Genomic DNA, 26,858 nt, shown 5'->3' with positions numbered 1-26,858 from the left:
GGGCGTTCAGCCGCAGGTCCTATTCAGGCCGACCGGATGGCGCGGATTGCCTGCGCGGCCATGGGTCCATCCTGGCCCCGCCCTTCCATTCCGAGAGCGTAATGCCCTTTCCTTCCACCGCCCGATCGCGCCAGCGCGCATGCGCGGCGAGGCGGTTGAGATCGCGATCCCGGCGAATCACATAGAACAGGATGCCAAGGCCCAGCGCCGCTGTGGCCCCCATCAGCGCTTCGCCCGGTCCCTGCCCCAGCCATGCCCCGCCAGCCGTGAAGGCCAGAACCAGCGCCGCATCCAGCCGCGCGCGCCACCGCACCTGCCGCGCCAGCACATGCGTGCGCCGCGATTCGGTGGCGGTATTGATAGCCGGATTGATGGTGGCATCCGCCGCGAAGTCGTGAGTCTGTTCCACCGGCCCTGCCCTTTATCCAGCCCATTGAACGGCTTATCCAGCCCATTGAACGGCTGCTTACGGCAGGATGGCGCAAGGCTTGCGCGCGGGGACAGCCGGACCGCATCCGATCCGGCTGCAATCCGGGCCTTCGGGGGGCGTTGCGCGCGCCCCGAAGGCCTGGTTCATCAATAGAGCGTGCCCAGCGCCTCGCGCTGGAAGGGCGCGAAATCATGCCGCCCCTCGCGCACCTTCACCGCCCAGTCCGGATCGACGATCAACGCGCGGCCCACTGCAACCAGATCGAACTCATCCGCCGCCAGACGATCCACCAGCCCGTCGATTGAGGTGGGCTCGGACGCTTCGCCGCCGAATCCGGCGATGAACTCACCCGACAGCCCCACCGAGCCGACGGTGATCGTGGGCTTGCCCGTCTGCTTCTTCGCCCAGCCCGCGAAATTCAGGTTCGAGCCTTCGAACTCAGGCTCCCAGAAGCGGCGCTGCGAGCAGTGGAAGATATCCACCCCGGCCTCCGCCAGCGGGTTCAGCCAATCCGCCAGCGCCTGCGGCGTCGCGGCCAGTTTGGTTTCATAATCCTGCTGCTTCCATTGCGACAGGCGCAGGATCAGCGGGGTATCCGGGCCGATCGCCGCGCGCACCGCCGCCACCACTTCGCGGGCGAACCGGCTGCGATCCGTGCCCCACACATCCGGGCGGTGGTTGGTGCCCTGCCACTGGAACTGATCGATCAGGTAACCATGCGCGCCGTGCAGCTCGATGGCGTCGAAGCCGATCCGCTTCGCATCTGCCGCGGCCTGCGCGAAGGCGGCAATGGTGGCGTCGATATCGGCGACGGACATTTCATGCCCCCATGGCCGGCCATCCTTGAACAGGCCGGACGGGCTTTCCGCATGGGTTTCATCGCGGCGTGCCGGATTGATCGCCGCACCCACATGCCACAGCTGCGGGGCGATCTTGCCGCCCTTGGCGTGCACCGCCTCCACCACTCGCGCCCAGCCTTCCAGCGCAGCTTCGCCATGGAAGTGCGGAACGGACGGATCATTGGCCGCCCCCGCACGGTTCACCACCGTGCCCTCGGTGATAATCAGGCCCACCTGCCCCTCGGCGCGGCGGGCGTAATAATCCGCCACATTCGCCCCCGGCACGCCGCCGGGCGAGAAGCTGCGCGTCATCGGGGCCATGACGATGCGGTTGGCAAGATCCAGATTTTTCGAATGGAAGGGCTGGAACAGGATATCGGTGCTGGCCAAGACAGGCTCCTTAACGAGTTCGGGGTTCGGGATCGCGGCGGCTTCAGCGCGGCCGGGTGATCTGCGGCGGATCGGAGGCGGGGAAGCTGTCGTCCAACTCCTCGTCCAGTTCGCGGCTGCGCGCCAGCTTGCGGACGCGCTCATTCTCCTCAAGGCTGGCCTTCATCCGCGCTTCCTGCTCAGGGGAAGCGTCCAGTTGGCGCGCCTTGAAGGCGGCATAAGGCTCTGCGTACACGATGTTGCGCGCTTCTTCGCGGGTCAGCGGAACCGGCGTGTCCACCGAGGCTTCGGCCAGCCAGTCCGCAAGGCAGTTGCGGCAGAAACCCGCCGTCGCCATCAGTTCGATATTGGCAACATCCTGCCGAAGCCGCAAATGCTCCAGAAGGCGGCGGAAGGCCGCTGCTTCCAGTTGTTCCAGCTGGGGATGCGGGGAATCGGTCATACTGGCTGTCCCTTTGTCTGGCGGTCGCAACGGTGCTGAAGTAAGGGCAGGCCAGATGCCTTGCCAGCCCCAAAGCAGACAGGAATAACGTGTCAGCCCAAACTTCTTCTTTGCGCCCGCCCCGGCCCCGCCATGTGCGCGTGCTGGCCACCCTTGGGCCGGCATCCTCCACTGCTGAACAGATTCGCGCCCTGTATGAAGCCGGCGCGGACGCCTTCCGCGTGAACATGAGCCATGGCGACGACGCCTCCAAGCAAGCGCTGATTGCCACCGTGCGATCGCTGGAGACGGACATCGGGCGGCCAATGACCATACTTGCCGACTTGCAGGGGCCAAAACTGCGCGTGGGTCGCTTCGAGCAAGACCGGGTGGACCTGACCGCGGGGCAGCGCTTCGTGCTGGACGGGCAGGATGCCCCCGGCAACGCCAAGCGCGTGCGGCTGCCGCATCCGGAAATCCTCGCCGTGCTGAAGCCCGGCCACCGGCTGCTGCTGGATGACGGCAAGATCGTGCTGCGCGTGGTGAAGCGGCTGGACGACGGGGTGGAAACCGAAGTGCTGGTGCCCGGCATGCTCTCCAACAACAAGGGCGTGAACGTGCCGGACGTGGTGGTGCCGCTGCCCGCGCTGACCACCAAAGACCGGCGCGATCTGGCCCTCGCGCTGGAATCCGGCGTGGACTGGATCGCGCTGAGCTTCGTGCAGCGCGCCGATGACGTGGCCGAGGCGAAGAAGCTGATCGGCGGCAAGGCCAGCCTGATGGCCAAGATCGAAAAGCCCGCCGCGCTGGAAGATATCGACGCCATCATCGAACTGGCCGACGCCATCATGGTGGCACGCGGCGATCTGGGCGTGGAACTGCCACCGCAGCAGGTGCCCGGCGTGCAGAAGCAGCTGATCGCGGCCGCCCGCCGCGCGGGCAAGCCGGTGGTGGTGGCGACGCAGATGCTGGAATCGATGATCGTCTCCCCCAGCCCCACCCGTGCCGAAGTCTCCGACGTGGCGAACGCCATCTATGACGGCGTGGACGCGGTGATGCTGTCAGCCGAAAGCGCGGCGGGGAAATGGCCGGTGGAAGCCGTCGCGATGATGGATTCCATCGCCCGCGAAGTGGAAACCGACGCTGCCTATGAAGGGCAGATCGGCTTCGTGGAAACCGCCCCCGAACCCACCACGGCCGACGCACTGTGCCAGGCCGCCCACTCCATCACCGTCACCGTTGGGGCGAAAGCCGTGGTGGGCTTCACCACCTCAGGCTCCACCGCGCGGCGGATCGCACGCGAACGCATCCCCGCCAACATCCTCGTCATGACACCGAAACTCGCCACCGCCCGCCGCCTCGGCCTCACATGGGGCGTCCACGCCGTCCACACGCGGGATATCGGCAGCTTCGAGGAAATGGTTGCCAAATCCAAGCGCATGGCGCTGCGCCACAAAGTCGCCGAACCCGGCGACCGGCTGGTGGTGATGGCCGGCGTGCCCTTTGGCGTGCCCGGTTCGACCAACGTGCTACACGTGGTGCGCGTGGTGGGCGACGAACTGGCGCGCTATACGAAGAAGGATTGAGGGGGCGGGGTTTTGCGCGCTGGCTGGTTGGTTTTTTGCGCGCCGCGCGGGCAGGGCTCTGCCCTGCACCCGGCAGGGAAATGATTTCCCTGCACCCTCAACATTGGTGTTGTGCCCAAGCTTCAGCTTCGCACGTGTGATCCGCTTCGATTGCCTGCGGCGCTACGAGGCCCTCTCCCCCTGCAAGGGGGAGAGATGGAGAGGGGGTGTCAACATTTGGCCTGACCCGCTGACATCACAACAAGCGCAACGAAGCCGCAGGCTACAACCCCAAACCTTGCGCCGAGCGGATAGCCCCACCCCAACCCCTCCCCTGCAGGGGAGGGGCAAAAACTCAGGGGGTGCAGGGGCGTCACGCCCCTGCCGGGTCCCGGGCAGAGCCCGGGGCCGCGGGAGGCCTCCACGCCTCCCCCCAAACCCACCTCAGATATTCGCCGCCATCCAGATAAACGCCTCGCCCTCAGCGGCGGGGGTTTGCACGCGGTTCGTCACCATGCGGCTGTGCAGGCGGGTGATGATGCCGCTGCCGGTGCGCTCGCACAGGCCCGGGATCAGTGCGTGCAGGAAGCAGGCGCCGCTGGCCTTCAACAGTGCCCATCCGAAGCTGCCGGCCATCGCCATATGTTCGAAATAGCTTTCGTTCACGGAGGACGGATGATCGATGAACAGGCGGCGGAACATGGCTTCTCCTCGTGCGGCGGCCTTCTTATAGCCTGAACCGGGTGGAACGGGAACCAGTCGGCGCAGACCCGTTGCAATGGAGGGGTTGCCGGGCGAGCGGGAGTGGCAGAGCCTTGGCACGGGTGGGAGGAGAGAGAATTTGAGCAGCCTTGTGCAGGCCGCGCCCGCAGCGCGTGGCGCGGTGCCGCCGCCTCCCTTGCCGCGTTCGGCCTGGTGCTGGGCGGCGTTCGAGGGGTTCCGCAACCCCGGCGTGGTGCTGATCACCATCTATGTGTTCATGCCCTATTATGTGCAGGCGGTGGCCGCCACTCCGGTGGAGGGGCAGGCGCTGGTGGCGCGCGCGGGGCAGATCGCCGGTTGGGCGGTGGCGCTGACGGCCCCGTTGATGGGCATGGTGGTGGACAGGCTCGGCCCGCGCAAACCGGGGCTGACGCTGGTGGTGGCCGGCATGATCCCGCTGTTCTGGGCCTTGTGGTTCGTGACGCCGGGCGGGCCGGTTACTCCGGCGATGGTGATGGCCATCATAGTGGGCAAATCCATCCTGTTCGCGTGGAGCGAGGTGCTGCACAACGCCCTGCTGGTTCCCGCCGCGCATGGGCAGGTTTCCCGCACCTCCGGGCTGGGGCTGGCGCTGGGCAATGCCACCTCTGTCGCCTTCCTGCTGTTCGTGCTGCTGGCCTTTTCGCTGCCGGGGCAGGTGGATTGGCCGTTCGTGCCCGCGCAGCCGCTGTTCGGGGTGGATCAGGCCGCCTATGAACCGGCGCGGCTGACGGGGCCGATCGTCGCCGTCAGCCTTGCCATCGGGCTGGCGCTGATCCTGTGGGGCGTGCCCGATGCGCCCGCCACCGGGGAGCGGCTGGGTTCGGCACTGAAGAAGGGCTTCGCCGACCTGACCGCCATGCTGCGCGAACTGAAGACTGAGCGGGAGGCGGCGAAATTCCTCGCCGCGCGGATGCTCTATGTGGATGGCAAGACGGCGATTCTGCTGTTCAGCGGGGTGCTGGCGGCCGGGACCATGGGCTGGAAGACGCTGGAGATGCTGGCCTATGGCATCATCCTCTCCATCCTTGCGGTGGCGGGCGGGCTGCTGGCGGGGCGGCTGGATTCGCGGCTTGGGCCGCGCAATGCGGTGCTGCTGGAAATCGCCGTCACCGCGGTGGCGCTGTTGTGCCTGCTGGGCACGCGGCCGGATATGGCGGGCTGGATTCCGGTTTCCACCCTGCCACTGCACGACGGGCCGATGTTCCGCACCCCGGCGGAACTGGCCTTCATCGGCTTCGCAGGCGTCTCTGCCATTTCGATCACGGCGGCCTATGCCTCGTCCCGCACGCTGTTGACGGTGCTGGTGCGCCCGGAACGCGCGGGCACCTTCTTCGGCCTCTATGCCCTGTCCGGCACGGCGACGATGTGGCTGGGGCCGATGCTGGTGGCATGGGGCACCATCGCCAGCGGCAGCCAGCAGGGCGGCTTCGCAACCGTGCTGGCGCTGCTGCTGGCAGGATTCGCCCTGCTGCTGACGGTGAAAGTGCCGAGGCACCACTAAAAAGGAGTAACAATGGGAAACCCGGCCGACGCCATGCCCTTTTCGAAGCTGATGGGCGTGGAGGTGCAGGAAGCCAGCGCCGAACGGGTCGCCGGCACATTGCACGTCCGCGCAGACCTCTGCACAGCAGGCGGCATCCTGCACGGCGGCGCAATCATGGCCTTCGCCGACGCACTGGGCGCGATCGGCGCCTTCCTGACCCTGCCCGAAGACGCCAAGGGCACCACCACCATCGAGAGCAAGACGAACTTTCTGGGCGCAGCCCCGCAAGGTGCCGTGGTGCGCGGCGAGGCGACACCCGTGAAGATCGGCCGGACGCTGTCCGTGTGGCAGACACAGATCGAGACGGCAGACGGGCGGCAAGTGGCGCTGGTGACGCAGACGCAGATGGTGCTTTGACGGGGGCGGTTGGTGGTTTTGCCTCCGGCGGGGCGGGCTGTGCCCACCACCCGGCAGGGGCGTGACGCCGCTCGCCCCCCCCGACTTTTTAGCCCCTCCTCCTTTAGGGGAGGGGTTGGGGTGGGGGCTGTCCGCTTGGCGCAAGGTTGGGGTTTGTTGCCTGCGGCGCATTTCGTTGCGCGTGTTGTGATGTCAGCGGATCAGGCCCGGCGGTGACACCCCCTCTCCAACTCTCCCCCTTGCAGGGGGAGAGCGCTCCGTGGCGCCGCAGGCAATCGAAGCGGATCACTCGTGCGAAGCTGAAGCTTGGGCACAACACCAATTTCGAGGGTGCAGGGAAATCATTTCCCTGCCGGGTTCCAAGGGCAGAGCCCTTGGCCGCGCGGCGCGCAAAAAACCACCCCCGAAACCCCGTCCGCGCGCCGCCGCCTACCCGCCCCACACCTGCCGATACAGCCGCGCCATCTCCTCGCCTGTGGGCACGCGAGGGTTGTTTGCGGGGGAGCCTGAGGCGAGTGCCTGCTCGCACATGGTGGGGATCAGTGCGTGCCAGCGGTCGCCGTCGATGCCGTGGGTGGCGGGGGTTGGGACTTCGAGGTCGCGGTTGAGGGCGGCGAGTTCCTCGACGAGGCGGACGACGGCGGACTGGTCTCCTTCGGCGTCCGAGGCGATGCCCATGGCGCGGGCGCAGGCGGCGTAGCGGGCGGTGGCGAAGGGGGCGGACCATGCCGTGACGGCCGGGAGCAGCATGGCGTTGGACAGGCCGTGCGGCACGTGGAAGTGCGCGCCGATGGGGCGGCTCATGCCGTGGACGAGGGCGACGGAGCTGTTGGAGAAGGTGATGCCGCCTTGCAGCGCGCCGGCCATCATCGCTTCGCGCGCGGGCCGGTCTGACGGGTCTGCCCAGACACGGCGGAGGTTCGGGGCGATGAGGCGCATGGCGGAGAGCGCCGCGCCGTCGCTGAACGGGTTGGCGCGGCGGGAGACATAGGCTTCGATGGCGTGGGTGAGGCTGTCGATGCCGGTGTCGGCGGTGAGGCGGCGGGGTTTCGTGAGGGTGAGTTCGTAATCGACAAGCGCCGCGACGGGCAGATAGGCCAGCCCCGCGCAGAGCATCTTCTCGTCGGTTTCCTCGTCTGAGATGACGCAGACGCGGGTGGCTTCGGAGCCGGTGCCAGCGGTGGTGGGGATGGCGATGACGGGCAGGCCGGGCGCATCCTGCACGTGCGGCACCTTGTAATCGGCCATGCGGCCGCCGTGCACGGCCAGCACGGCGATGGCCTTGGCGCTATCCAGCGGGGAGCCGCCGCCGATGCCGATCACGCAATCATGGGCGCCCTGTTGCAGCGCCTGCAGCCCGGCTTCGACGGAAGCGATGGTGGGATCGGGGACGGTGCCGGTGAACAGCCGCGCCTCCAGCCCGGCGGCGGCGAGATCGGCGAGAATCGGGTCAATGAGGCCGCTGCCTGCAAGGAATTCGTCTGAGACGAGGAAGGGACGGGAGAGGCCGAGGCTGGCGAGAATCTCCGGCAGCTGGCGCGACGCGCCGCCGCCGAGACACAAGGTCCGGGGTAGCGCGATGGCGGCCGCCATCAGCTGACCATTTCCTCGCGGATGCTGCCGCGCGCCAGCCAGAACAGGATGGAGGCGACGATGCCGAACAGGTTGAACAGAGCCAGCGACCAGCGCACCCCCTGCGCCGGGCCGAGGCCGAACGGGCCGCTGAACAGATCGCTGACGGCGCCCACCACCAGCGGCCCCATGCCAAGGCCGATCAGGTTGACGATGAACAGCAGGATGGCGGTGGCGGTGGCGCGGGTTTCCGGGCGGACGAGCCCCTGAACGGCCGCATAGGCGGGGCCATACCACAGCCCGTTGAGGATGGGCGGGATGGCCATGATGATCAGCGCGAGCACTGCGGATTCCACCGCGAGGCCGGTGAGGTAGATCGGAATCCCCAACAGGGTGGAAACAGCCGGGATGCCCATATAATGGCGCAGATCCTTCGAACCATAGCGATCCGCCAGCTGGCCGCCGATCCAGATGCCCAGCGCCCCGGTAAGGCCGATGGCGAGACCCAGCGAGAGGCCGAGGAAGCCCGCGAGGCCAAGGCCGAAGCCCGCGGCGATTTCGGTGAGTTCCGCGCCATGGTTGCGGAAGAAGAAGGGCGCAAGAAACACGCCCGATCCATAGCTGACGAACGCCTTGATGGAGACGCCGAAGGCGATCAGCCAGAAGGTGCGCTTGCTGCGGATTTCGGTCAGCGCCTCTTTGAGGCTGGGGCCGGCCTTTTGCCGGGCGACAAGGTCCGCGTCGAGGCGCTTGCGCGGCTCCACAAGGGTGGTGGCCGCGACGATCGCCATCAGCACGCCCGGCGCGCCCGCCACGAAGAAGGCCATGCGCCAGCCCCATGCATCCGCGATCAGCCCGCCCAGCGCCATGCCCAGCAAGGCACCGATGGGCGTGCCCAACGAATAAAAGGCCAGTGCAGAAGCCCGCTTTTCGCGCGACACATAATCGGAGATCAGCGAGTGGGCGGGCGGGGTGCAGCCTGCCTCGCCGATGCCCACGCCCACGCGCGCCAGCACCAGCTGCCAGAAACTCTGCGCGAAGCCGCACATGATGGTGAAGAAGCTCCACGCCGCGACGGCGGCGGAGATGATGAAGGGGCGGTTGCCGCGTTCGGCATAACGGGCGATCGGGATGCCCAGCACGGTGTAGAACAGGGCGAAGGCCAGCCCCGTCATCATGCCGAGCTGCAAGTCCGTCAGGCCCAGTTCCTGCCGGATCGGCTCGGCCAGAATGGTGACGATCTGCCGGTCGAGGAAATTGAGGATATAGATGACGAGCAGCACCCACAGCGCATAGCGGCGGTAGCCCGGTGTGACGGACGGTGCGATCGCGCCGTTCGATGCTGTCATTCGTTTCAATCCTCCCGGCGGGATCGTCGCGGTTTTTGGCAGCCCTGCCATCCTGCGCTTTGGGAGAGTTTATCCATTTGGATTATTCTGAGCGCTTCAACAGATCAATCAGATCCTGCTTCCAGAAGACCGCCCATGTGTGGGTGGAATGGCCGCGCGTTTCGGCGGTTTCCGGGATCAGGATGAACTTCGCGTTCGGCATCTTCGCCACTTCCGCCTCGGCGATGCGCAGATTGGGCGGGTTGATGAAATCGTCCGCCGAATTGATCCATGTGACGGGCACGGTGATCCGCGACAGCAGCGGCGCGGGGTTGTAGGTGCGGCTGCTGTCGATGCGGTAGATCACATCATTGGCATCGTCCGTCATGCCCGCTTCCACCCGGCCTTCCAGCGCCTTTTCCGCTGCCTCGCGCGTAGGGGCCTCGGCCTGCATGCGCAGCGGGGCAGAGCCGGCGATCAGCCCCAGCGCGGCCGCCGTGCGCAGGCCGGATTTCGGCTGCTCCACATAATTGCCGCCGTTCCACAGCGGATCGGCCTTGATCGCGTCGATGGACATCTTGCGCCACATGCGGTTGCGGCCCGCGATCTCCACCGGCAAACAGGCGGTGGGGAACAGCGCCCTGGCGAAGCCCGGATGGGTGGTGCCCCAGACGAAGCTGTGCATGCAGCCCATGGAGGTGCCCGCCAGCAGCCGCAGCTGCGTGACCTTCAGATGATCCACCAGCAGGCGGCGCTGCGCCTCCACCATGTCGGCATAGTCATAGGCCGGGAAGGCCATGCGCAGCCCGTCGGACGGTTTGGAGCTGCCGCCATGGCCGATGCTGTCTGGCAGGATGATGAAGTATTTCGTGATGTCGAGCGGCTGGCCGGGGCCGTAAAGTTCGTCGGCGAATTGCGGGCGGAGGAATTGCGCGCCGGTGCCGCCGGTGCCGTGCAGGATCATCACCGCATTGCTGATACGGCCTTGCGAATCGCGTTTGGGGCTGCCCAGCGTGCGATAGTGCATCTTCAGTTCGGGCAGCGTCTCTCCGCCATGGAAGCGGAAGTTGGCGAAGCGGGCGTCGCCTTCGCTGACGGGCCAGCGGGTGGAGAGCTGGGCAGCGGCGGGGCTGGCGACGGCCAGAGCGGCGGCGGCGATCAGGAATGTGCGCATGTGCCATGGGTAACGCAACGGCCGGAAGATGGAAGGGGGCGGCCCGGCGATTTCGGGGCCTTTTGCCTCAGTCCTGTCATGGAGAGTTGGGCTATAGGAGGGTCAGGCTCGGCCCCCGGTCCCGAGTCCCCTCCCCCGGCGCACCGCCGGCCCCCGGCGGCGCGCAATCCTTGGTGCCTGCAGGAGATGTCGCATGGCCAGCACGATGAAAGCCGCAGTCGTCCGTGAATTCGGAAAAGCCCTCACGATCGACGAAGTGCCGATCCCTCAGGCCGGGCCGGGGCAGATTCAGGTGAAGATCATGGCATCCGGCGTGTGCCACACCGATCTGCACGCGGCGCAAGGCGACTGGCCGGTGAAGCCGAACCCGCCGTTCATCCCCGGCCATGAAGGCGTGGGCTTCGTAAGCCAGGTGGGCGCGGGCGTGAAGCATGTGAAAGAGGGAGACCGGGTGGGCGTGCCCTGGCTCTACACCGCCTGCGGCCATTGCGTGCATTGTCTGGGCGGCTGGGAAACGCTGTGCGAGGAGCAGCTGAACACCGGCTATTCCATCAACGGCGGCTTTGCGGATTATGTGGTGGCAGACCCGAATTATGTCGGGCACCTGCCCGCCAACATCGGCTTCGCGGAAATCGCCCCGGTGCTGTGCGCGGGCGTGACCGTGTACAAGGGCCTGAAGATGACGGACACCAAGCCCGGCGATTTTGTCGCCATCAGCGGCATCGGCGGGCTGGGACATATGGCTGTGCAATATGCGAAGGCCATGGGCCTGAACGTGGCCGCCATCGACATCGATGACGCCAAGCTGGATCTCGCCCGCAGGCTGGGCGCGACCATCACGGTGAACGCCCGCAACGAAGATCCGGCGACCGTGATCAGGCGCGAGACCGGCGGCGGCGTGAACGGCGTGCTGGTGACGGCGGTGAGCGAGAAGGCGTTCGAGCAGGCCATCAGCGTGGTGGCGCGCGGCGGCACGGTGTCGCTGAACGGGCTGCCGCCGGGCGACTTCCCGCTGAACATTTTCGGCATGGTGCTGAACGGGATCACCGTGCGCGGCTCCATCGTCGGCACCCGGCTGGATTTGCAGGAATCGCTGGATTTCGCCGCAGACGGCAAGGTGAAGGCCACCATCGCCATCGCGAAGCTGGCGGAGATCAACGATGTGTTCGAGCGGATGAAGAAAGGCCAGATCGAGGGCCGGATCGTGCTGGACATGGCCGACTGACGGCCCGGCGGGCGGGGGCCTGCCCCCGCCCGCTGACCCTCATTTCGGCAGCATCGAGCCGGTCTCGACATAGCGCTGGTGCCACGACAGCGCTTCGTTCAGCAGCGTCGGCGTGTGCTTGCCATAGGCCTGTTCATTGGCGCGGCGGACATAATCCTGCAGCATCGGCTTGTAGACCGGGTGGGCGCATTTCTCGATGATCAGCGCCGCGCGCTGTTTCGGGGCGAGGCCGCGCAGATCGGCGAGGCCCTGTTCCGTCACGATCACCTGCACATCCTGCGAGATATGATCCACATGGCTTGCGAAGGGGACGATGGCCGAGATGCTGCCGCCCTTGGCGGTGGAGGGCGTCATGAAGATCGAGACATAGGCGTTGCGGGCGAAATCGCCGGAGCCGCCGATGCCGTTCTGGATGCGCGAGCCCATCACATGCGTCGAGTTCACATTGCCGTAGATGTCCGCCTCGATCAGGCCGTTCATGGCGACGCAGCCCAGACGGCGGATCAGTTCGGGGTGGTTGGAGATTTCCTGCGGGCGCAGGATCATGCGGTCCCGGTAACGGCCCATGTCCGCGTTCACGCGGGCGGCGGCTTCGGGGGAGAGGGAGAAGGACGTGGCCGAGGCGACGCGGAGTTTTCCGGCGTCGATCAGGTCCAGCATGCCGTCCTGAATCACCTCTGTGTAGGCGGTGAGGTTTTCGAAGCGGCTGTCCACAAGGCCCGTCAGCACGGCGTTGGCGATGTTGCCCACGCCGGACTGGATCGGCAGCAGATCGGCGGGCATGCGGCCCACCTTCACTTCATGCTCCAGAAATTCCAGCAGATGCCCGGCGATGCGCATGGCGGACTCGTCCGGTGCGCTGAACGGCAGGTTGCGATCCGGCACGTCGGTCTCGACGATGGCGGCGATGCGATCCGGATCGCAGCGGAACAGCGGCTGACCGATGCGCTGATCGGCGCGGACCAGCGGGATGGGCACGCGATCCGGCGGCAGGCGGGTGCCGTAATAGATGTCGTGCATGCCTTCCAGCAGCGGGTTCTGCCAGCGGTTCACTTCAAGGATGATGCGGGTGGCGCGGTCCAGCCAGACCTTGTTGTTGCCGACCGACGAGGAGGGAATCAGGTCGCCATCCTCGGTGATGCCCGTCACTTCGACCAGCGCCGTATCCAGCGGGCCGAGGAAGCCCTGCCATGCCATTGGCGAGACGTGGCTGAGGTGCATGTCGAAATAGTTCATTTCGCCGCGGTTGATCTTGTCCCGGGCGATCGGATCGCTGTTGTAGGGCAGGCGGAATTCGATGCCATCCGCCTTGGCCAGCGCGCCATCCAGTTCCGGGCCGGTGGAGGCACCCGTCCAGACGCTGACCCGGAACGGGTTGCCGGCCGCATGCTCCGCCTCGATCCGGGCGGCGAGCGCGAGCGGCACGGCCTTCGGATAGCCTGATCCGGTGAAACCGCTCATGCCGACAGTGGTGCCGTTGGAGATCAGGGCGGCGGCGTCCTCGGCGCTCATCACCTTCGATTTCAACGACTGGCTGGCGATCCTGCTCACGTGGTGCGTCCCTGCTTTTGATGGTGCGCGGGGCTTGTGCGTCCCGAGGGCGGGGCGAGCAAGGTTCGCGCAGGGAAACAGAGGGGTTGTGCGACTAAAGTCTTGGGCGCGCGCCTTTGCGGATGACGTCACCTCTTCGTCACCCCGGGCTTGATCCCGCGGGCCGGGCAGCTGGCAGAATTCGCCCCGCTACCCCCGCCGCCCGATCCGCCCGGCCAACAGGCCCATGGCCACGGCCAGTGTCACGGCGAACAGCCCGTAGAAGAAGCTGTGATCTTGCGCGAACACGAAGATGCTGCGTTCGAAGCCGGTCTTGTCTATGATCACGGGGGAGGTGGAGCGGGCGCGCACCCGGCCGCCATCGATCAGGTAGATTTCCGCCTGATAATTGCCCACCGGCACGGCCGACGGGATGGGGATTCGCGCGCGGTAGAGGATGCGGTCCGTCACCTGCACGCCATAGGGTTGTTCCACGAACAGCCCTTCGTTCACCCGCAGCTTCACCATGCCCTGCTGGAAGCGGCCGGTGGTTTCCGGCCCGGCGGCCGTCGCCGGGGAGAGTTGCAGGTGGTTGAGGCCGATTTCGTAGATGGCGGCGTTGCGCTCATCCAGCAGGTCCGTCACCGGCTTGGTGGTGGCGACCGCGTAAAAGCCCGGCGCGGATTCGAAGCGCAGCGCCTGCGTATTCACCCAGATTCCGGCGATGCGCGCCTTCTTGCGCACGGTGACGGGCTCGACGGGGCCGCGCAGCACCACGGCGATGCCGGGCGGTTCCTCTGGCACCACGCCGCCCGGATACTGGATCGCGCCGAAGATCAACAACTCGGCCCCGGCAAAGCGGTAGGAAATGTCGATCCGGCTCTGCGACAGGTCCGTCACCAGCCGCGGTTGCTGCGCGGCGGCGGCCGCGCCGGCCAGCAGCATCAGCAGGGCGAGCAGCACCCTCATGCCAGCGCCGTCTGAATGGAGAACAGCTCGCGCGGGGTCCATGTGAGCCCGATCGCCAGCCGGATCGCAACCGCCAGCACCAGCAGCGCGAGGAACAGCCGCAGCTTCTCCGCCGGCAGCCGCTGCGCCGCGCGTGCGCCCAGCTGCGCGCCTGCCACGCCGCCCAGCAGCAGCAGGATCGCCAGCAATATGTCCACCGTCTGCGATTGGGTCGCGTGCAGCAGCGTGGCGACGGCGGTCACGAACAGGATCTGGAACAGGCTGGTGCCCACCACCACGCCCGCCGCCATCCCCAGCAGATAGAGCATCGCGGGCACCATGATGAAGCCGCCGCCCACCCCCATGATGACGGTCAGCACGCCCACACCTGCCCCCACAAGGAAGGGGGCCAGCACGGAAATATACACGCCCGAACGCGGAAAGCGCATCTTCAGCGGCAGCGCCGCCACCAGCGGATGGTGCCGCCGCCCGCGCCGCGCCGGGGCCTGCCCGCTGCGCTGCGCCTTCATCGTCGTCAGCACTTCCTTCAGCATCAGCGTGCCCACCGTGCCCAGAAACAGCACATAGATGATGGCGATCGTCACATCGATCTGCCCCAGCGATTTCAGCCAGCGGAACAGGAACGAGCCCAGCACCGATCCCAGCATCCCCCCCGCCACCAGCACCGCGCCCATCTTCAGGTCGATCTGGCCGCGCCGGAAATAGCTGTAGGCGCCGGACACGCTGGTGCCCGTAACTTGCGTGGCAGAGGAGGCGACGGCGACGGCTGGCGGAATACCATAAAAGATCAGCAGCGGCGTGGTCAGGAACCCGCCGCCCACGCCGAACATGCCGGACAAAAACCCCACAAGCGCACCCAGCCCGATGATGACGAGCGCGTTCACGGACATTTCGGCGATGGGAAGATAGAGATCCACAAAGCATCCCATAGCCTGCAATTCGGCCAATAAAAGGGCCGGCGAGCAATGCTCGCCGGCCAGTCGGGTCGCTTTCAGCCCGGACTGGCCGGGCGTGGCCGATATCTGCTGAATCGGCCGCTGATACAAGGGGCACGGGGGCGAAAGCCGTCCTGAAACTATAATTATTGTCACATCTGTTGCAGCGAAGCCTCCTTGCGGGGCGGGCTGAGACGCGGCAAACGCCCGCAAATGGTGGAAACGGTGCATGTGATCGGCGGCGGCCTCGCCGGATCGGAGGCGGCCTGGCAGCTCGCAACGCGCGGCGTGCCGGTGGTGCTGCACGAAATGCGCGGCGGCGGCGGCACGACGCCCGCGCACCAGACAGAGCAACTGGCCGAACTCGTCTGCTCCAACAGCTTCCGCTCCGACGACGCCGATTACAACGCGGTCGGATTGCTGCACGCGGAAATGCGCGCGCTGAACAGCCTGATCATGCGCGCGGCCGATGGCGCGAAAGTGCCCGCAGGCTCGGCGCTGGCGGTGGATCGCGACATGTTCGCCGACGCGGTGACGGCCGCGCTCAGCCAGCATCCGCTGATCCGCATCGAGCGCGGCGAAGTCGGCACGCCGGACCCGTCGTGGAAGCGCATGCTGATCGCCACCGGCCCGCTCACCTCCCCCGGCCTCGCCGCCTTCATTCAGGGCCTCACCGGCGAAGAGCATCTCGCCTTCTTCGACGCCATCGCCCCCATCGTCCACGCCGACAGCATCGACATGGGCATCGCCTGGCGGCAATCCCGTTACGACAAGGGGCCAGACGGCGAAATCCTGCCACAGGGCGAAGGCGATTATATCAACTGCCCGCTCTCCAAGGCGCAATATCTGGAATTCGTCGCCGCGCTGAACGCCGCCGAAAAGGCCGATTTCAAGGAATGGGAGCGCGACACCCCCTATTTCGAAGGCTGCATGCCCATCGAGGTGATGGCCGAACGCGGCCCCAACACGCTGCGCTTCGGGCCGATGAAACCCGTAGGGCTACGCGATCCGCGCACCGGGCGCGGCGCATGGGCCGTCGTGCAGCTCAGGCAAGACAATGCCTCGGGCACGCTGATGAACATCGTCGGCTTCCAGACCAAGCTGAAGCATGGCGAACAGACCCGCCTGTTCCGCACCATTCCCGGACTTGAAAACGCCGAATTCGCCCGGCTGGGCGGCCTGCACCGCAACAGCTTCATCCGCTCCCCCATCCTGCTCGACGAAACGCTGCGGCTGAAAGTGGCAACCGAAATCAGCTTCGCCGGGCAGATCACCGGCTGCGAAGGCTATGTCGAATCCGCCGCCGTCGGCCTGATGGCCGGCCTGTTCCTCGCCGCCCGCGCAAAAGGCGACGAACCGGTGCGCCCCCCACGCGACACCGCCCTCGGCTCCCTGCTGGCCCACATCACCGGCGAAGCGGTGGCAGACAGCTTCCAGCCCATGAACATCAACTTCGGCCTGTTCCCCGCAATCGAAGGCGCCGAACGCGGCCGCGAGCGCAAGGCGAAGATCGCCGCGCGGGCGAAGCGGGCGCTAGAGGGATGGTTGGGATTGGTCGGCTGAGCGGGCGGGGTCAGGGCTTTTTTGCCTCCGGCGGGCAGGGAAATGATTTCCCTGCACCCTCAAACTTTGCGTTGCGCCCCAACTCCAGCGCCGTGCGTGTGATCAGATTCGATTGCCTGCGGCGCTACGAAGGCTCTCTCCCCCCGCTGGGGAGAGAGTTGGAGAGAGGGGAGCAACGCCGGGCCAAACCCACCAACCTCCCCACCACCCACAACGTCACCCCGGACTTGATCCGGGGTCCAGCTGCTCTTCGGCAACGTCGGAGTAGGCAGCGGGGCCCCGGATCAAGTCCGGGGCGACGGGTGGAGAGGTGGGTGGGACACGCCCCAACGCGCCGCAGGCAATAAACACCAACCTCACGCCAAGCGGTTGGCCCCCACCCCAACCCCTCCCCTAAAGGAGGAGGGGCAATAAAAACATCGGGGGTGCAGGGGCGTCACGCCCCTGCCGGGTCCCGGGCAGAGCCCGGGCCGCCGGAGGCCTCCTCCTTCAATCACCCCTCAAACCTCAGGCCCGCACCACCTCCGGCAATGCCGCCGTATAGCGCGCCACATCCTCGATTTTCCCGCAGGACACCCGGCTCCACTCCGTCCATTTGCCGTAGGGTTCGCGGATGATGATGCCCTTGGCTTCCATCCGCTGCCGGACTGCTTCGGCGTCCGGCACCTTCACGAACACGAAATTGCCTGCAGATTTCAGCGCGGGCAGCCCGGCTGATTTGGCTGCCGCCTCGATCATTTCCCGCGCTTCCACCACTTTCGCCTTGGAATAGGCGAGGAAGGCAGTGTCCGGGTAGGTGGCGATGGCCGCCGCCAGACCGCCGGTGTTCCCGCCCACGTTCATGGACCATGGCCGCATCTTCGCGATGATATCCGGGCGGGCCAGCGCATAGCCCACCCGCATCCCGGCGAGGCCGTAGATTTTGGAGAAGGTCCGCGCGACGATCACATTGTCCCCGGCGCGCACCCGGTCGATCAGGCTGAAGGCCGCCGGGTCGCTCGTCAGCTCGTTATAGGCCTCGTCGATCAGCACGACGGCCTTGGGCGACACGGCGGCCGCGAAGCTGCGCAGTGCGGCGTTCGGCAGCAGCAGGCCCGTGGGGTTGTTGGGGTTGCACACATGCACCAGTTTCGTGTCCGGCCCCACGGCTGCCTGCATCGCGGGCAGATCGATCTGCATATCGGCCGCCAGCGGCACGCGCTTCACCGCCGCGCCCTTCGCCTCTGCGTAACGCACCGGCGGATCGAAGGTGAGGTCCGCCGTCAGGATATGCCCGCCGCCGGACAGCGCCATGGTGGCGCAGTTCAGCACTTCGGACGATCCGCTGCCCATCAACACATGATCCGGCGTCAGCCCATGCGCCTCGGCGATCATCGCGATCAGCTTTTCCTCGCCGCGCCCGGAATAATAGCAGCCCGCGCTGCCCATGTCCGCCAGCGCCTTCAGCGCCTTGGGGGACGGGCCATAGGGGTTCTCGTTGCGTGCCAGAAAGGCCAGTTCGGCGGGCGGTGGAAAGGGATTGGCGGATGTGCTTGTCGCTGCCGCGGCGCGGACGGGGGCGGAGGCCAGCGCGAGGGTGGCGGCACCCCCGCCGATGCCGAACAAGGTGCGACGCGAAACGGCGGCAGTCATGGCTGCAACTCTCCCTGTGAAGTGGCTGCTGTGGTGCGGCACCCAAGGCCCCTGTATCGCCCGGCTGCATCTGTCGGCAGCCTGTGCTCAGACGCTAGGAGCGCGGGCGTGGCGCTGTCAATGCAGGGCGGCTCACAACTGCGGCAGCGGCGCGCCGTCCAGCCCCAGCGGGTGCGCGTGGGTGTACAGCCGCACATACAGCCGCCCGGCCGCCAGATCGGCACGGGCGCGGGTGTCCAGCTGCAGGTCTGCGCGGGCCTTTGTTTCGCCCGGCTTCAGCAGGGTGGCGATGATCGGGCCGGGCTTCCCCTCGTCCGTGCGTTGCAGGGTCAGCGCCACCGGGGTGTCGTTGGTCAGGCCGGTCAGCCGGGCGTCATAGCTGAGCCGGGCGGTCAGCGGATCGAAGCGAAAGGCAATGTCGGCGGCGGGGCCATGCTGCGCCGTGCGGGTTCTGAACGGCACCGGCGGCGGTGCCTTGCGGTTGGCCAGCGGCGGGGTGCTGAACGGGGCGGTGCGCGGCTTCGCCGCCTGTTCCCAGCCATAGGCGATATTCAGCAGCTTTTGTTCGTCGAACGGGCGGCCCAGCAGGTCCATCCCCACCGGCAGCGCATTGGCGCTTAGCCCCAGCGGAATCGCCAGCGCCGGAAGCCCCGTCACCGCGCTCATCTGGCAGGTGCCGATGCCCATCATCTCCGCGCCCCACATCGGCGGCGGCTGCAAGGAAACGGGATAGGCCAGCGCATCGACCCGGGCCTTCTCCATCACCTCCAGCAACATGCGCCGGGCTTCGGCGCGTTTGGACAGCGCCTCGGCATAGGCCTCTTCGTCGCGCGGCCCGGCCGACACCCGCTGCTTCAGCCGCGCGTCGATGGCTTCGTGCACCAGCCCCTTGCCCGCGATATCCTCGGCCCCGGAAATGGGCGCGCCCGGATGCCGGGAGAGAAAGGCAGCGAAATCCGGCTTGAACTCGTGCGCGATTACGCTGGCGGCCTTCAGCACCGGGTCCAGCCCCGGCAGCTCCACGTCGACGATCTCCGCCCCTTCCGCTTTCATCCGGTCCAGCGCGGCGGTGGTGCGGTCGCGCATGGCCGCGTCCATCAGCTCCGGCGTCATCAGCGCGCGGATGACGCCGATGCGCGCGCCCTTCAGGCCGCCGGGGCGCAGGCCCTGCAAGTAAGCGGGCGGCGCGCGCCCGGCCATCGCGGCGGTCACGGGATCGTCCGGGTCCGCGCCCACCGTCGCGTCCAGCATGATGGCGAGATCGGTGACGGAGCGCGCCAGCGGCCCTGCCTCATCTTGCGTGGACGAGAGCGGGATCACGCCCGCGCGGCTGGAAAGCCCGGCGGTGCCGCGCAGGCCGAACAGGCTCTGGTAGGCGGCGGGGATGCGAATGGAGCCGCAGGTATCACTGCCCATTCCGGCGGCGGCGAAGCTGGCGCCGATGCTGGCCCCGGTTCCGCCGCTGGAGCCGCCGGGCGAGCGGCGCGGATCATAGGGGTTGCGCGTTTCCCCGCTCAGCGAGGAGACGGTGGTCACGCTCATCGCCAGTTCGTGCATCGTCGTCTTGCCGAGGATGACGGCCCCTGCCTCGCGCAGGCGGCGCACCTGAAACGCATCTACCGGCGCGATATAGGTGGCGAGCGCCAGTGTGCCGTCTGACACCGGTAGCCCCGCCACGGCGAAATTGTCTTTGATGAGCACGGGGATGCCGTGCAGCGGCCCACGCGCGCCGGTTTTCGCGCGTTCCTTGTCCAGCCGGGCGGCGTCCGCCAGCGCCGCCGGGTTCAGCGTCAGCACGCTGTTCAGCGCCGGGCCGCGCCGGTCATAGGCGGCGATGCGATCCAGATAGGCCTGCACCAATTGCGCCGACGTCACCCGCCCGGCCGCCATCGCCGCCTGCAGATCGGAAATGGAGGCTTCGGAGACTTCGACGGGCGCGGGCCGCGCGGACAAGGGCGCGGACGCCAGCAACAGCAGGCCCAACGCCAGATTCCGTGCGAATCCTGCCACCCCTGCCCCTTCCCGGCGCGTCAGCGAATCTCGCTGAAACGGATGTTGCCGATCGGATAATCCTGCCAGCCGACCAGATCGAAGTGCCACCATTCCTGCGGATAAACGGTGTAGCCTTCGCTTTCCATCGCCGTGCGCAGCACTTCCCGCAGCCAGCGCTGCTCATCCGAACCGCCGCCGAAGTTTGAGTAGGAGCGGCTGGAAAATTCGTCATAGCGGCCGGTGGTGATCATCGGCTTGCCCGTTTTCAGATCCAGCATGGTCAGGTCCACCGCCGCGCCCCGATTGTGGCGGGAGCCTTTGGACGGATCGGCCACGAACATCCGGTTCGCCGGCGGGGTGGCATCCCAGAACATTTTCGTCACATACCAGGGCCGGTAGGCGTCGTGGATCAGCAGCCCGAAGCCTTGCGCATTCAGCTTCTTCTGCACCCGCCCCAGCGCCTCGGCCGCCGGTTTCTGCAGGAAAGCGCCGGATTGCTCGTAAATCTGCTGGCCCATGAAATTGTTGGTCCCGGCATAGCGCACGTCCAGCCGGATCGACGGGTCGATCGAGGTGATCGCCGTTAGCTGAGACGGCTTGGCCGAGGGCTTCTCCACCGGCGGTGTGCCCTTCAGCGCGGAGGCGCGGGCGGCATCGATCCCGGTTTCCATCGCCGCACGGATCACTGCCTCTGCCTCCGCGCCGAAATCGCGCCGGGGGAAGCGGATCGCCCCCAGCATCGCCGCCGTCACCTGCCCGTCCGCGCCACGTTCGAAACGCAGCGATTCCAGCGGATACAGCCCGCGATCCGTGGGAAAGGCATAATGATCCGCGCCCAGCCGGGTCAGCGGCAGCCAATCCGTCCATTCGATGCGGACATAGGGCTTGCCGTCGCGTTCGTAGATGCGCAGCACATTGTAATCCCAGCCATATTCGCCGATCAGCGCAGCCAGTTCCGGCGCGGGCGGCGCGGGGCGCGGCGGGTTCGCAACGCGGGTGAAGGTGCGCCCGTTCAGCGAGAGAGACGTGCCGTCGGGCGCGAAGGACAGCGCTTCGGCATAGAGCTGCGCATCGTCCAGCACATAGGCCGCGCCCAGCCGCCGCACTTCGGCCGCTCGTTCGGGCGAATCCAGCACCAGCCCGCCCTCGAACGGCCGGAGGTTCACGCTGTCTGTGCCATCCACATAGCGCCCGGCCAGCCGCGCCGCCTCCACTGGCGCAATCGCCACGCTGCGCTGCCAAGCGGGAACCGGCTTGCCCTGCTGCGCGGCGAGCAGCGTGGCCAGCGCATGATTGCCCAGCCGCCGCGCCACCGGACTGGAATCCACCGTCGCCAGCACCACCACGCCCAGCCCGGAGTCCGGCATCACCCGGAAATCCGTGACATGCCCGTAAACGGCGCCGCCATGGCCGAGGGTGCGCTGGCCTTCGATGTCGCCCAGTGCAAACCCAAGGCCAAAGCGGCGCCCGCCGGCGGGTTCATATTGCTCGCGCCACATTTCCTGCAATGTGGCTTCATTCAGCAGGCGGCCTTTCGGCAACGCGCCCTTGTTCAGCAGCGCCGTCGCCAGCCGCGCCAGATCATTGGCGCTGGTGTAAAGGCTCCCGGCGGCGGGCGTGCCCAGTTCCAGCGGCGGCGCTTCCCAGCGCCCGCCATCGAACGAGGCCATCTGCGAATAGGCAACCGGCCCGGCCAGCGCGGCGCGGCTGAAACCGCTGGCGCGCATCCCCAGCGGCTCCAGCACCAGCGTTTGCACCGCCTGCTCGAAGGGCTTGCCCGTCACCCGCGCCACGACTTCGCCCACCACGGCGATCCCGGCGTTGGAATATTTCGTCACCGTGCCCGGCTTCGCCACCAGCGCCGTCTCGTTCAGGCTGGCAACGGCATCGGCCTGCCCCTTGGCGGCATCGTCGAAATAATGGCCGCGCGGCGCTTCGCGCACCAGCCCGCTGCGGTGCGTCATCAAATGGCGCAGCGTGATCGGCACGCCATAGGGATTGGCCGGGCGGAAGTCCGGCAGATAGGTCGTCACCGGCGCGTCGAGATCCAGCTTGCCCTGCTCCACCAGCCGCATCACGGCGAGATCGGTGAACAGCTTGCTGACGGACCCGGCCCGATACAGCGTGTCGGCGCTCGCGGGCAGCTTCCCCGCCGCATCCGCCGCACCCCAAGCGCCCGCCCACAACGGGCCATTGCGATCGACGATGGCGATCGCGATCGAAGGCACCTGCTTGTCCTGCAACTCCGCGCGCGCCGCCGCATCGATGGAGGCTATCGCCTGCGCCAGCGCGGCCGGTGCAACGGCCGCCGCCGGAGGCTCAGCCCCGGCAAGCGCCGGTGCGGCACCCCCCCCCAGCAGCAACGCAACGCAGAGGCCGCGCATCAGCGCCCGCCGAGCACATAATAATCATAGGCCGTGCGCGCCATTTCGGCGATCACCCGCTCCTGCGTTTCCGATCCCTTGGTGTCGCCCTTCACGAACACGGCGATGGCGAACTGGCTGCCATCGGGCAGGGTGATGAAGCCGACATCGTTGGCGATGCTCATCAGCGTGCCGGTCTTGTGCGCGACCGGGGTGCCGATGGGCAGCAGCCCCTTCAGCCGCTTGTCGCCGGTGGAGGTGCGCCCCATGATCGCCAGCAACTCCTTGGTGCTGGCCTCGCTCAGCACCTTGCCGCTTTGAATCTGCATCAGCAGCTCCACCATCGCTTCCGGGGTGGAAGTGTCGCGCGGGTCGGCGTTGAATGGCGCGTTCGGAATCCGTTTCTGATCGCGCTCGCGCTTGCCCGGATCGGCCTTGAAGGCGGCCTCTACATTTTGCTTGAAGGTGCCCGGGCCGGGCGTGATGTCCAGCGCGCGGTAGATCAGATGCGCGGTGTCGGCGTCCACCCGCTGGCCCTTGATGCCGTGGCGCGTCAGCCAATCCGTCACAGCGGCGGGGCCGCCCGCCTGCGCCGTCAGCACGTCGGTGGAGGTGTTGTCGCTGATGGTGATCATCAGCTCCAGCAGATTGTGCACGGACAGAGAGATGCCGTCATGCGGCGTCATCACCGCCAGCCCATAGGAACCGACAAGGATTTTCGGATCCACCGGGATGATCTGGTCCAGCTTCAGCTCGCCCTTGTCGATCCGCTCGAAGATGCGCGCCGCCACCGCCACCTTGAAGGTGCTGGCCATCGGGAAGGTGACGCCCTTGTTCAGCGTCATCACCTCGGTGGAGCCGACCTTCTGCACGGCGACGCCAACGGTGCCGTCCGTCTGTTTGGCGAGGTAGGCGAACTGCGCTTCCAGCAACGCCGCAGACGGGATGGCCGCCTTCGACGATGCCTTTTGCGCGAATGCGGGGGCGGCAAGTGGCGGTGCCGCAACCGAAACCGTCAGCAGCGCCGCTGCTGCAACCGCCAGATTTTTGATCCGCATTCCTTCGCCTTTCCTGCCTGTGTATGCCCGCGATCAATAGTTGAAGCGGACACCGATGGTGTATTGCCGCCCAACCACGTCGAACAGGTGGCGCGGCGCACCATAACCGTCATAGCCGGTGATCGGCGGCTGGTTGTTCAGCGCATTCAGGATGGTGCCATAGAGCGAAACCTTGCCCTCGCTGCCCACGTCGAACAGCCCCACTTCGCCGGAGAGATCGACATAGAAGCGGCCGTTCACCTTGATCGGATCGGTGATCGGCACGTCCGGCTTGGTGGCGATATAATCGCGCGTCACCACGCCGCCGCCCACATAGCGCCCTGTCACGTTGGCGCGGAACATGTCGTTGCGGAAGCCCAGGATGGCCTGCCCGCGCCAGCGCGGCGTGCCATTCAGGCCGTCGATGAAGGGCTGGGCCACGCTGCCGACAAGGTTTGTCACCACGCCGCCGACGCCCACCATCTCGTGCTTCAGCTGGTAGTTGGCCAGCACCCGCGCATCGGCCCGGCCGTTCCACAGGTCGAAGTCATACGCCGCTTCGAAATCGATGCCGCGGGTGCGGATGCTCTGGAAGTTGGCGGGCGCCAGACGGATGCCGGTGATCCGCCCCGGGCTGGTGCCCTCTGTGCTGGCTTCCCGCGTGACGAGCTGGCAGAGCGCCGCATCCCCGCCGATGCACGAGGAGACGATCTGCGCGGCCGACAGCGCCGCAATCGCCCCGTCGATCTTGATGTCGTAATAATCCACCGAGAAGCGAAGCCGCGACGCCGGAGACAGCACCACACCCGCCGTGAAGGTGTCGGCCTTTTCCGGCACCAGATAGGGGTTTCCGCCCTGCGTGGTGGAAACCAGATAGGTTTCGTTGCGGATGGTGTCGTTGATGCTGAAAACCAGAGTCTGCCCCGCGGCGAACAGCTCCTGAATGTTCGGCGCACGGATGTCGCGCGACCGGGTGGCGCGCAGCCGCAGCATGTCGTTGATCTTGTAATTTACGCCCACCTTCCAGGTCTTCACCTGACCTGAGGTCTTGTAGTCGGTGATCCGGCCCGCAAGGTTGAGGTCCAGCGCCTCGGCGAAGGGCAGGTCCGCCAGCACTGGAACCAGCAATTCCCCATAGGCTTCCCACACATCCTGCGTGCCCTGGAAGGGAATGGTGTTGCCCACCCGGTACACGGTCGCCCCGCCCGGCCGCGAGGCAGAGATCGGGTCAGACGTCGTTTCCGAGCGGAAGTTGCGCCAGTGGATACCGCCGGCGAAGCCCACCGGGCCTGCGGGCAGCTCCACCACATTGCCGCGCACGAGGAAGTCCAGCGTCTTTTGCGTCTGGTGCCAGTCACGGATGGAGGGGCCGAGGATGTTGGCGATGGCGGCTTCCTGCTCGCCATCGCCGATCACGCCGAACAGGTTCAGCGGAATGCAGCCATTGGCCGGATTCGTCAGGGTGGAGCGGCAGATGGGATCGACGACACCCGGAGTCGCGGGATTGTCGATCGCGTCCACCGCCTCGCGCCAGCCGGCGGTGATGCGGGCATCCATGAACACCGTCTTGTTGCGGCTCTTGCCGTAGCTGAACGAGAAATCATAATTCCATGAATTCTTGATTTCGCCCGTCAGCCCGCCGATGGCCTGCCAGGCCCAGACATCCTGCTTGAAATAGCCCCGGGCATAATCTTCCAGCGAACGGCCCATGGTGAAGCTGGTGATGCTGGGGTTGGCGTTCAGGATGGTGCGGACCGCTGCGGGAATGAAGACGTTGTCGCGCTGGATGGTGATCTGGTCGTTGCCGATGATGCTGTCGCCCACCATCTTCGAGCCGGAATAGCTGACCCGGGCATAAAAGTTGAACGACGGCGAGATTTCATAGGTGATCTTGCCAAGTGCGGACCAGCGCTCGAACGGCTGTTCCAGCACCAGATCCTCGGTGTTGTTGATGCCGCTGCCGCCCTGCTGGGTGGTGGAGGTCGTCAGCGTGCCATAATCGAACGTGCCCACCTGCCCGTTGCCCAGGAAGGTGATGCCGCGCAGCAGCGCCGTGCCATTGGTGCCCGTGGCGCTGTTGATCACGCCGCCATAGGTGGAGTTGGAGGTGCGCCCGTCTGTCACCAGAATATAGGCGGGTTCATTGTTCGTGGCGGTGTAGGCGGGGTTGTTGATCAGCGTCTGGTTGCCCCACGGGCGGCTGCCCACACGCGGGATGCCCTCACTCTTGGCGTAATCAGCGCCGAACAGGATATGGCCGCGCCCCCCGCCGAAGCTCTTGCCCATCGCGACCGAACCCAGCCAGTTCTCGCGGTCGCCATATTTGCTGATGCCGAACTGGGCGTTGCTGCGCACGCCGTCCAGCTTGTCGTCCAGCTTGAAGTTCACCACCCCGGCGACAGCGTCAGACCCATAGACAGCGGAGGCCCCGCCGGTGACGACTTCGACCGAGCCGATCACCGCCTGCGGGATGTTGTTCACGTTGATCACGCCTTCCGGCGAGACAGGCATGTAGCGCTTGCCATCCACCAGCGTCAGCGTGCGCAGATAGGTGAGGCCGCGAAGATCGAGATAGTTGGCCCCGGCGATCTTCGAGAGGTTGGTGGAGGATTGCGGCGTGGCGCTGGCCTTCAGCGCGGGCATCTGATTCAGCGCGTCGGCAATGTTGGGCGTCGCCACGCGCTGGAAATCCTCAATCCCCACAACGGTGACGGGCGTGGGCGTCTCAAAGCCGGAGCGCGCGATCTGCGAGCCGGTGACGATGATGTCCTCATTGTCGGTGGTGCTGGTGGTGCTGGAACTCTGTGCCAGCGCGGCATGGGGGGCGAAGGCTGCCGTCAGGATGGTGGTGGCGAGAAGGGCTGACGCCTTCCGACGGGCCGCATGAATCCGGAACGCACGAGTCTGCATGGACTATCCCCTTTTTGATTCTGGACTGTGCCTCCCTCAGGCATCCGCAGACTTCGCCACGATTGGTCGCAGAATTCTCGGTCCAGAGAATAGAATCAAGTGTTTTTGGAAAATTTTTCCGTTTTTGCAATTTTGATGGGACCGGAATGTCACACTCCACCCACGGCGTCAGCGGTTTCCCCTTCCGAAATTCCCCTGCACTGCCCTGATATTCAAAGGGAAAATCGGCGAGAATCAGCAATCCGCGGCAGCATTGCGCACCCCTCATTGCCCCGCCGCAGCGCGCCCCGACGATTGGCCCAGAGATTTCATATGATGAAAATACTTTCCGACAAGAGA

General features: G+C 66.6%; 20 protein-coding genes. 5 read left to right on the top strand and 15 right to left on the bottom strand.

Annotation, left to right across the window (positions count from 1 at the left end; all coding sequences use genetic code 11):
- Positions 1-19: 19 nt before the first annotated feature.
- The 3 genes from FJQ54_RS11280 to FJQ54_RS11270 form a co-directional block, all read right to left on the bottom strand.
- Complete coding sequence (locus FJQ54_RS11280) at positions 20-409, bottom strand: hypothetical protein (protein ID WP_140928504.1); 390 nt, start codon at positions 407-409, stop codon at positions 20-22.
- Between the two features lie 167 nt (positions 410-576).
- The gene (locus FJQ54_RS11275) at positions 577-1,659 is read right to left on the bottom strand and encodes an NADH:flavin oxidoreductase (protein ID WP_235890414.1); all 1,083 of its coding nucleotides are present in this window, start codon (positions 1,657-1,659) and stop codon (positions 577-579) included.
- 43 nt (positions 1,660-1,702) lie between these two features.
- Entirely contained in the window at positions 1,703-2,101 is a 399-nt protein-coding gene (locus tag FJQ54_RS11270; RefSeq protein WP_140928502.1) for a DUF1244 domain-containing protein, read from the bottom strand.
- Positions 2,102-2,190: 89 nt separating this feature from the next.
- Here FJQ54_RS11270 and pyk point away from each other — a divergent pair, with 89 nt between their 5' ends.
- The gene (gene pyk, locus FJQ54_RS11265; protein ID WP_140928501.1) at positions 2,191-3,666 is read left to right on the top strand and encodes a pyruvate kinase; all 1,476 of its coding nucleotides are present in this window, start codon (positions 2,191-2,193) and stop codon (positions 3,664-3,666) included.
- 423 nt (positions 3,667-4,089) lie between these two features.
- On the opposite strand, the gene FJQ54_RS11260 is transcribed toward pyk, so the two are convergent.
- Entirely contained in the window at positions 4,090-4,347 is a 258-nt protein-coding gene (locus FJQ54_RS11260; protein ID WP_140928500.1) for a DUF6356 family protein, read from the bottom strand.
- A 139-nt stretch (positions 4,348-4,486) separates the two neighbouring features.
- Between FJQ54_RS11260 and FJQ54_RS11255 the strand changes: the two genes are divergently transcribed.
- Both FJQ54_RS11255 and FJQ54_RS11250 read left to right on the top strand, forming a co-directional pair.
- On the top strand, positions 4,487-5,890 hold the full coding sequence (locus FJQ54_RS11255; RefSeq protein ID WP_235890412.1) for an MFS transporter: 1,404 nt from the start codon (positions 4,487-4,489) through the stop codon (positions 5,888-5,890).
- A 12-nt stretch (positions 5,891-5,902) separates the two neighbouring features.
- Positions 5,903-6,289, top strand: a complete 387-nt coding sequence (locus FJQ54_RS11250; protein ID WP_235890411.1) for a PaaI family thioesterase — start codon at positions 5,903-5,905, stop codon at positions 6,287-6,289.
- A 429-nt stretch (positions 6,290-6,718) separates the two neighbouring features.
- Here the strand turns inward: FJQ54_RS11250 and FJQ54_RS11245 are convergent, their stop codons facing one another.
- The 3 genes from FJQ54_RS11245 to FJQ54_RS11235 all read right to left on the bottom strand — a co-directional run bounded on the left by FJQ54_RS11245 (position 6,719) and on the right by FJQ54_RS11235 (position 10,363).
- Positions 6,719-7,882 (bottom strand): iron-containing alcohol dehydrogenase, encoded by a 1,164-nt coding sequence (locus tag FJQ54_RS11245; RefSeq protein ID WP_140928498.1) that lies wholly within the window; start codon positions 7,880-7,882, stop codon positions 6,719-6,721.
- The gene (locus FJQ54_RS11240; RefSeq protein ID WP_140928497.1) at positions 7,882-9,210 is read right to left on the bottom strand and encodes a spinster family MFS transporter; all 1,329 of its coding nucleotides are present in this window, start codon (positions 9,208-9,210) and stop codon (positions 7,882-7,884) included. The genes FJQ54_RS11245 and FJQ54_RS11240 overlap by 1 nt, the downstream gene beginning before the upstream one ends.
- Before the next feature lie 82 nt (positions 9,211-9,292).
- Positions 9,293-10,363 carry an alpha/beta fold hydrolase gene (locus FJQ54_RS11235; protein ID WP_140928496.1) on the bottom strand — a complete coding sequence of 357 codons (1,071 nt, stop codon included), beginning with the start codon at positions 10,361-10,363 and terminating at the stop codon, positions 9,293-9,295.
- A 193-nt stretch (positions 10,364-10,556) separates the two neighbouring features.
- Here FJQ54_RS11235 and adhP point away from each other — a divergent pair, with 193 nt between their 5' ends.
- The gene (adhP, locus tag FJQ54_RS11230) at positions 10,557-11,588 is read left to right on the top strand and encodes an alcohol dehydrogenase AdhP (RefSeq protein WP_140928495.1); all 1,032 of its coding nucleotides are present in this window, start codon (positions 10,557-10,559) and stop codon (positions 11,586-11,588) included.
- A gap of 39 nt (positions 11,589-11,627) precedes the next feature.
- Here adhP and FJQ54_RS11225 read toward each other — a convergent pair whose 3' ends face one another.
- The 3 genes from FJQ54_RS11225 to FJQ54_RS11215 all read right to left on the bottom strand — a co-directional run bounded on the left by FJQ54_RS11225 (position 11,628) and on the right by FJQ54_RS11215 (position 15,004).
- The gene (locus tag FJQ54_RS11225) at positions 11,628-13,139 is read right to left on the bottom strand and encodes an acetyl-CoA hydrolase/transferase family protein (protein ID WP_268920577.1); all 1,512 of its coding nucleotides are present in this window, start codon (positions 13,137-13,139) and stop codon (positions 11,628-11,630) included.
- Positions 13,140-13,328: 189 nt separating this feature from the next.
- Positions 13,329-14,087, bottom strand: a complete 759-nt coding sequence (locus FJQ54_RS11220; RefSeq protein WP_140928494.1) for a TIGR02186 family protein — start codon at positions 14,085-14,087, stop codon at positions 13,329-13,331.
- Complete coding sequence (locus FJQ54_RS11215; RefSeq protein ID WP_140928560.1) at positions 14,084-15,004, bottom strand: sulfite exporter TauE/SafE family protein; 921 nt, start codon at positions 15,002-15,004, stop codon at positions 14,084-14,086. Before FJQ54_RS11215 ends, FJQ54_RS11220 begins: the two co-directional genes overlap by 4 nt.
- Positions 15,005-15,235: 231 nt before the next feature.
- On the opposite strand from FJQ54_RS11215, the gene trmFO reads away from it, so the two are divergent.
- Positions 15,236-16,585: a methylenetetrahydrofolate--tRNA-(uracil(54)-C(5))-methyltransferase (FADH(2)-oxidizing) TrmFO gene (trmFO, locus tag FJQ54_RS11210; RefSeq protein ID WP_140928493.1), complete on the top strand. Its 1,350-nt coding sequence runs from the start codon at positions 15,236-15,238 to the stop codon at positions 16,583-16,585.
- Positions 16,586-17,092: 507 nt separating this feature from the next.
- Here the strand turns inward: trmFO and FJQ54_RS11205 are convergent.
- From FJQ54_RS11205 to FJQ54_RS11185, 5 genes are all read right to left on the bottom strand, one after another.
- Positions 17,093-18,217 carry a pyridoxal phosphate-dependent aminotransferase gene (locus tag FJQ54_RS11205; RefSeq protein WP_140928492.1) on the bottom strand — a complete coding sequence of 375 codons (1,125 nt, stop codon included), beginning with the start codon at positions 18,215-18,217 and terminating at the stop codon, positions 17,093-17,095.
- Between the two features lie 132 nt (positions 18,218-18,349).
- Positions 18,350-20,227 carry an amidase gene (locus tag FJQ54_RS11200; protein ID WP_235890410.1) on the bottom strand — a complete coding sequence of 626 codons (1,878 nt, stop codon included), beginning with the start codon at positions 20,225-20,227 and terminating at the stop codon, positions 18,350-18,352.
- A 20-nt stretch (positions 20,228-20,247) separates the two neighbouring features.
- Complete coding sequence (locus FJQ54_RS11195; RefSeq protein ID WP_140928490.1) at positions 20,248-22,593, bottom strand: serine hydrolase; 2,346 nt, start codon at positions 22,591-22,593, stop codon at positions 20,248-20,250.
- Positions 22,593-23,630: a class A beta-lactamase gene (gene bla / locus FJQ54_RS11190; protein WP_140928489.1), complete on the bottom strand. Its 1,038-nt coding sequence runs from the start codon at positions 23,628-23,630 to the stop codon at positions 22,593-22,595. The genes FJQ54_RS11195 and bla overlap by 1 nt, the downstream gene beginning before the upstream one ends.
- 33 nt (positions 23,631-23,663) lie before the next feature.
- On the bottom strand, positions 23,664-26,519 hold the full coding sequence (locus FJQ54_RS11185; protein ID WP_140928488.1) for a TonB-dependent receptor plug domain-containing protein: 2,856 nt from the start codon (positions 26,517-26,519) through the stop codon (positions 23,664-23,666).
- Positions 26,520-26,858: the final 339 nt, after the last annotated feature.

The organism is Sandaracinobacter neustonicus (assembly GCF_006385875.1).
Taxonomy (GTDB): Bacteria; Pseudomonadota; Alphaproteobacteria; order Sphingomonadales; family Sphingomonadaceae; genus Sandaracinobacteroides; species Sandaracinobacteroides neustonicus.
Note: the sequence above shows the minus strand (reverse complement) of the source record. Positions and strands in the feature narration are given on the sequence as shown.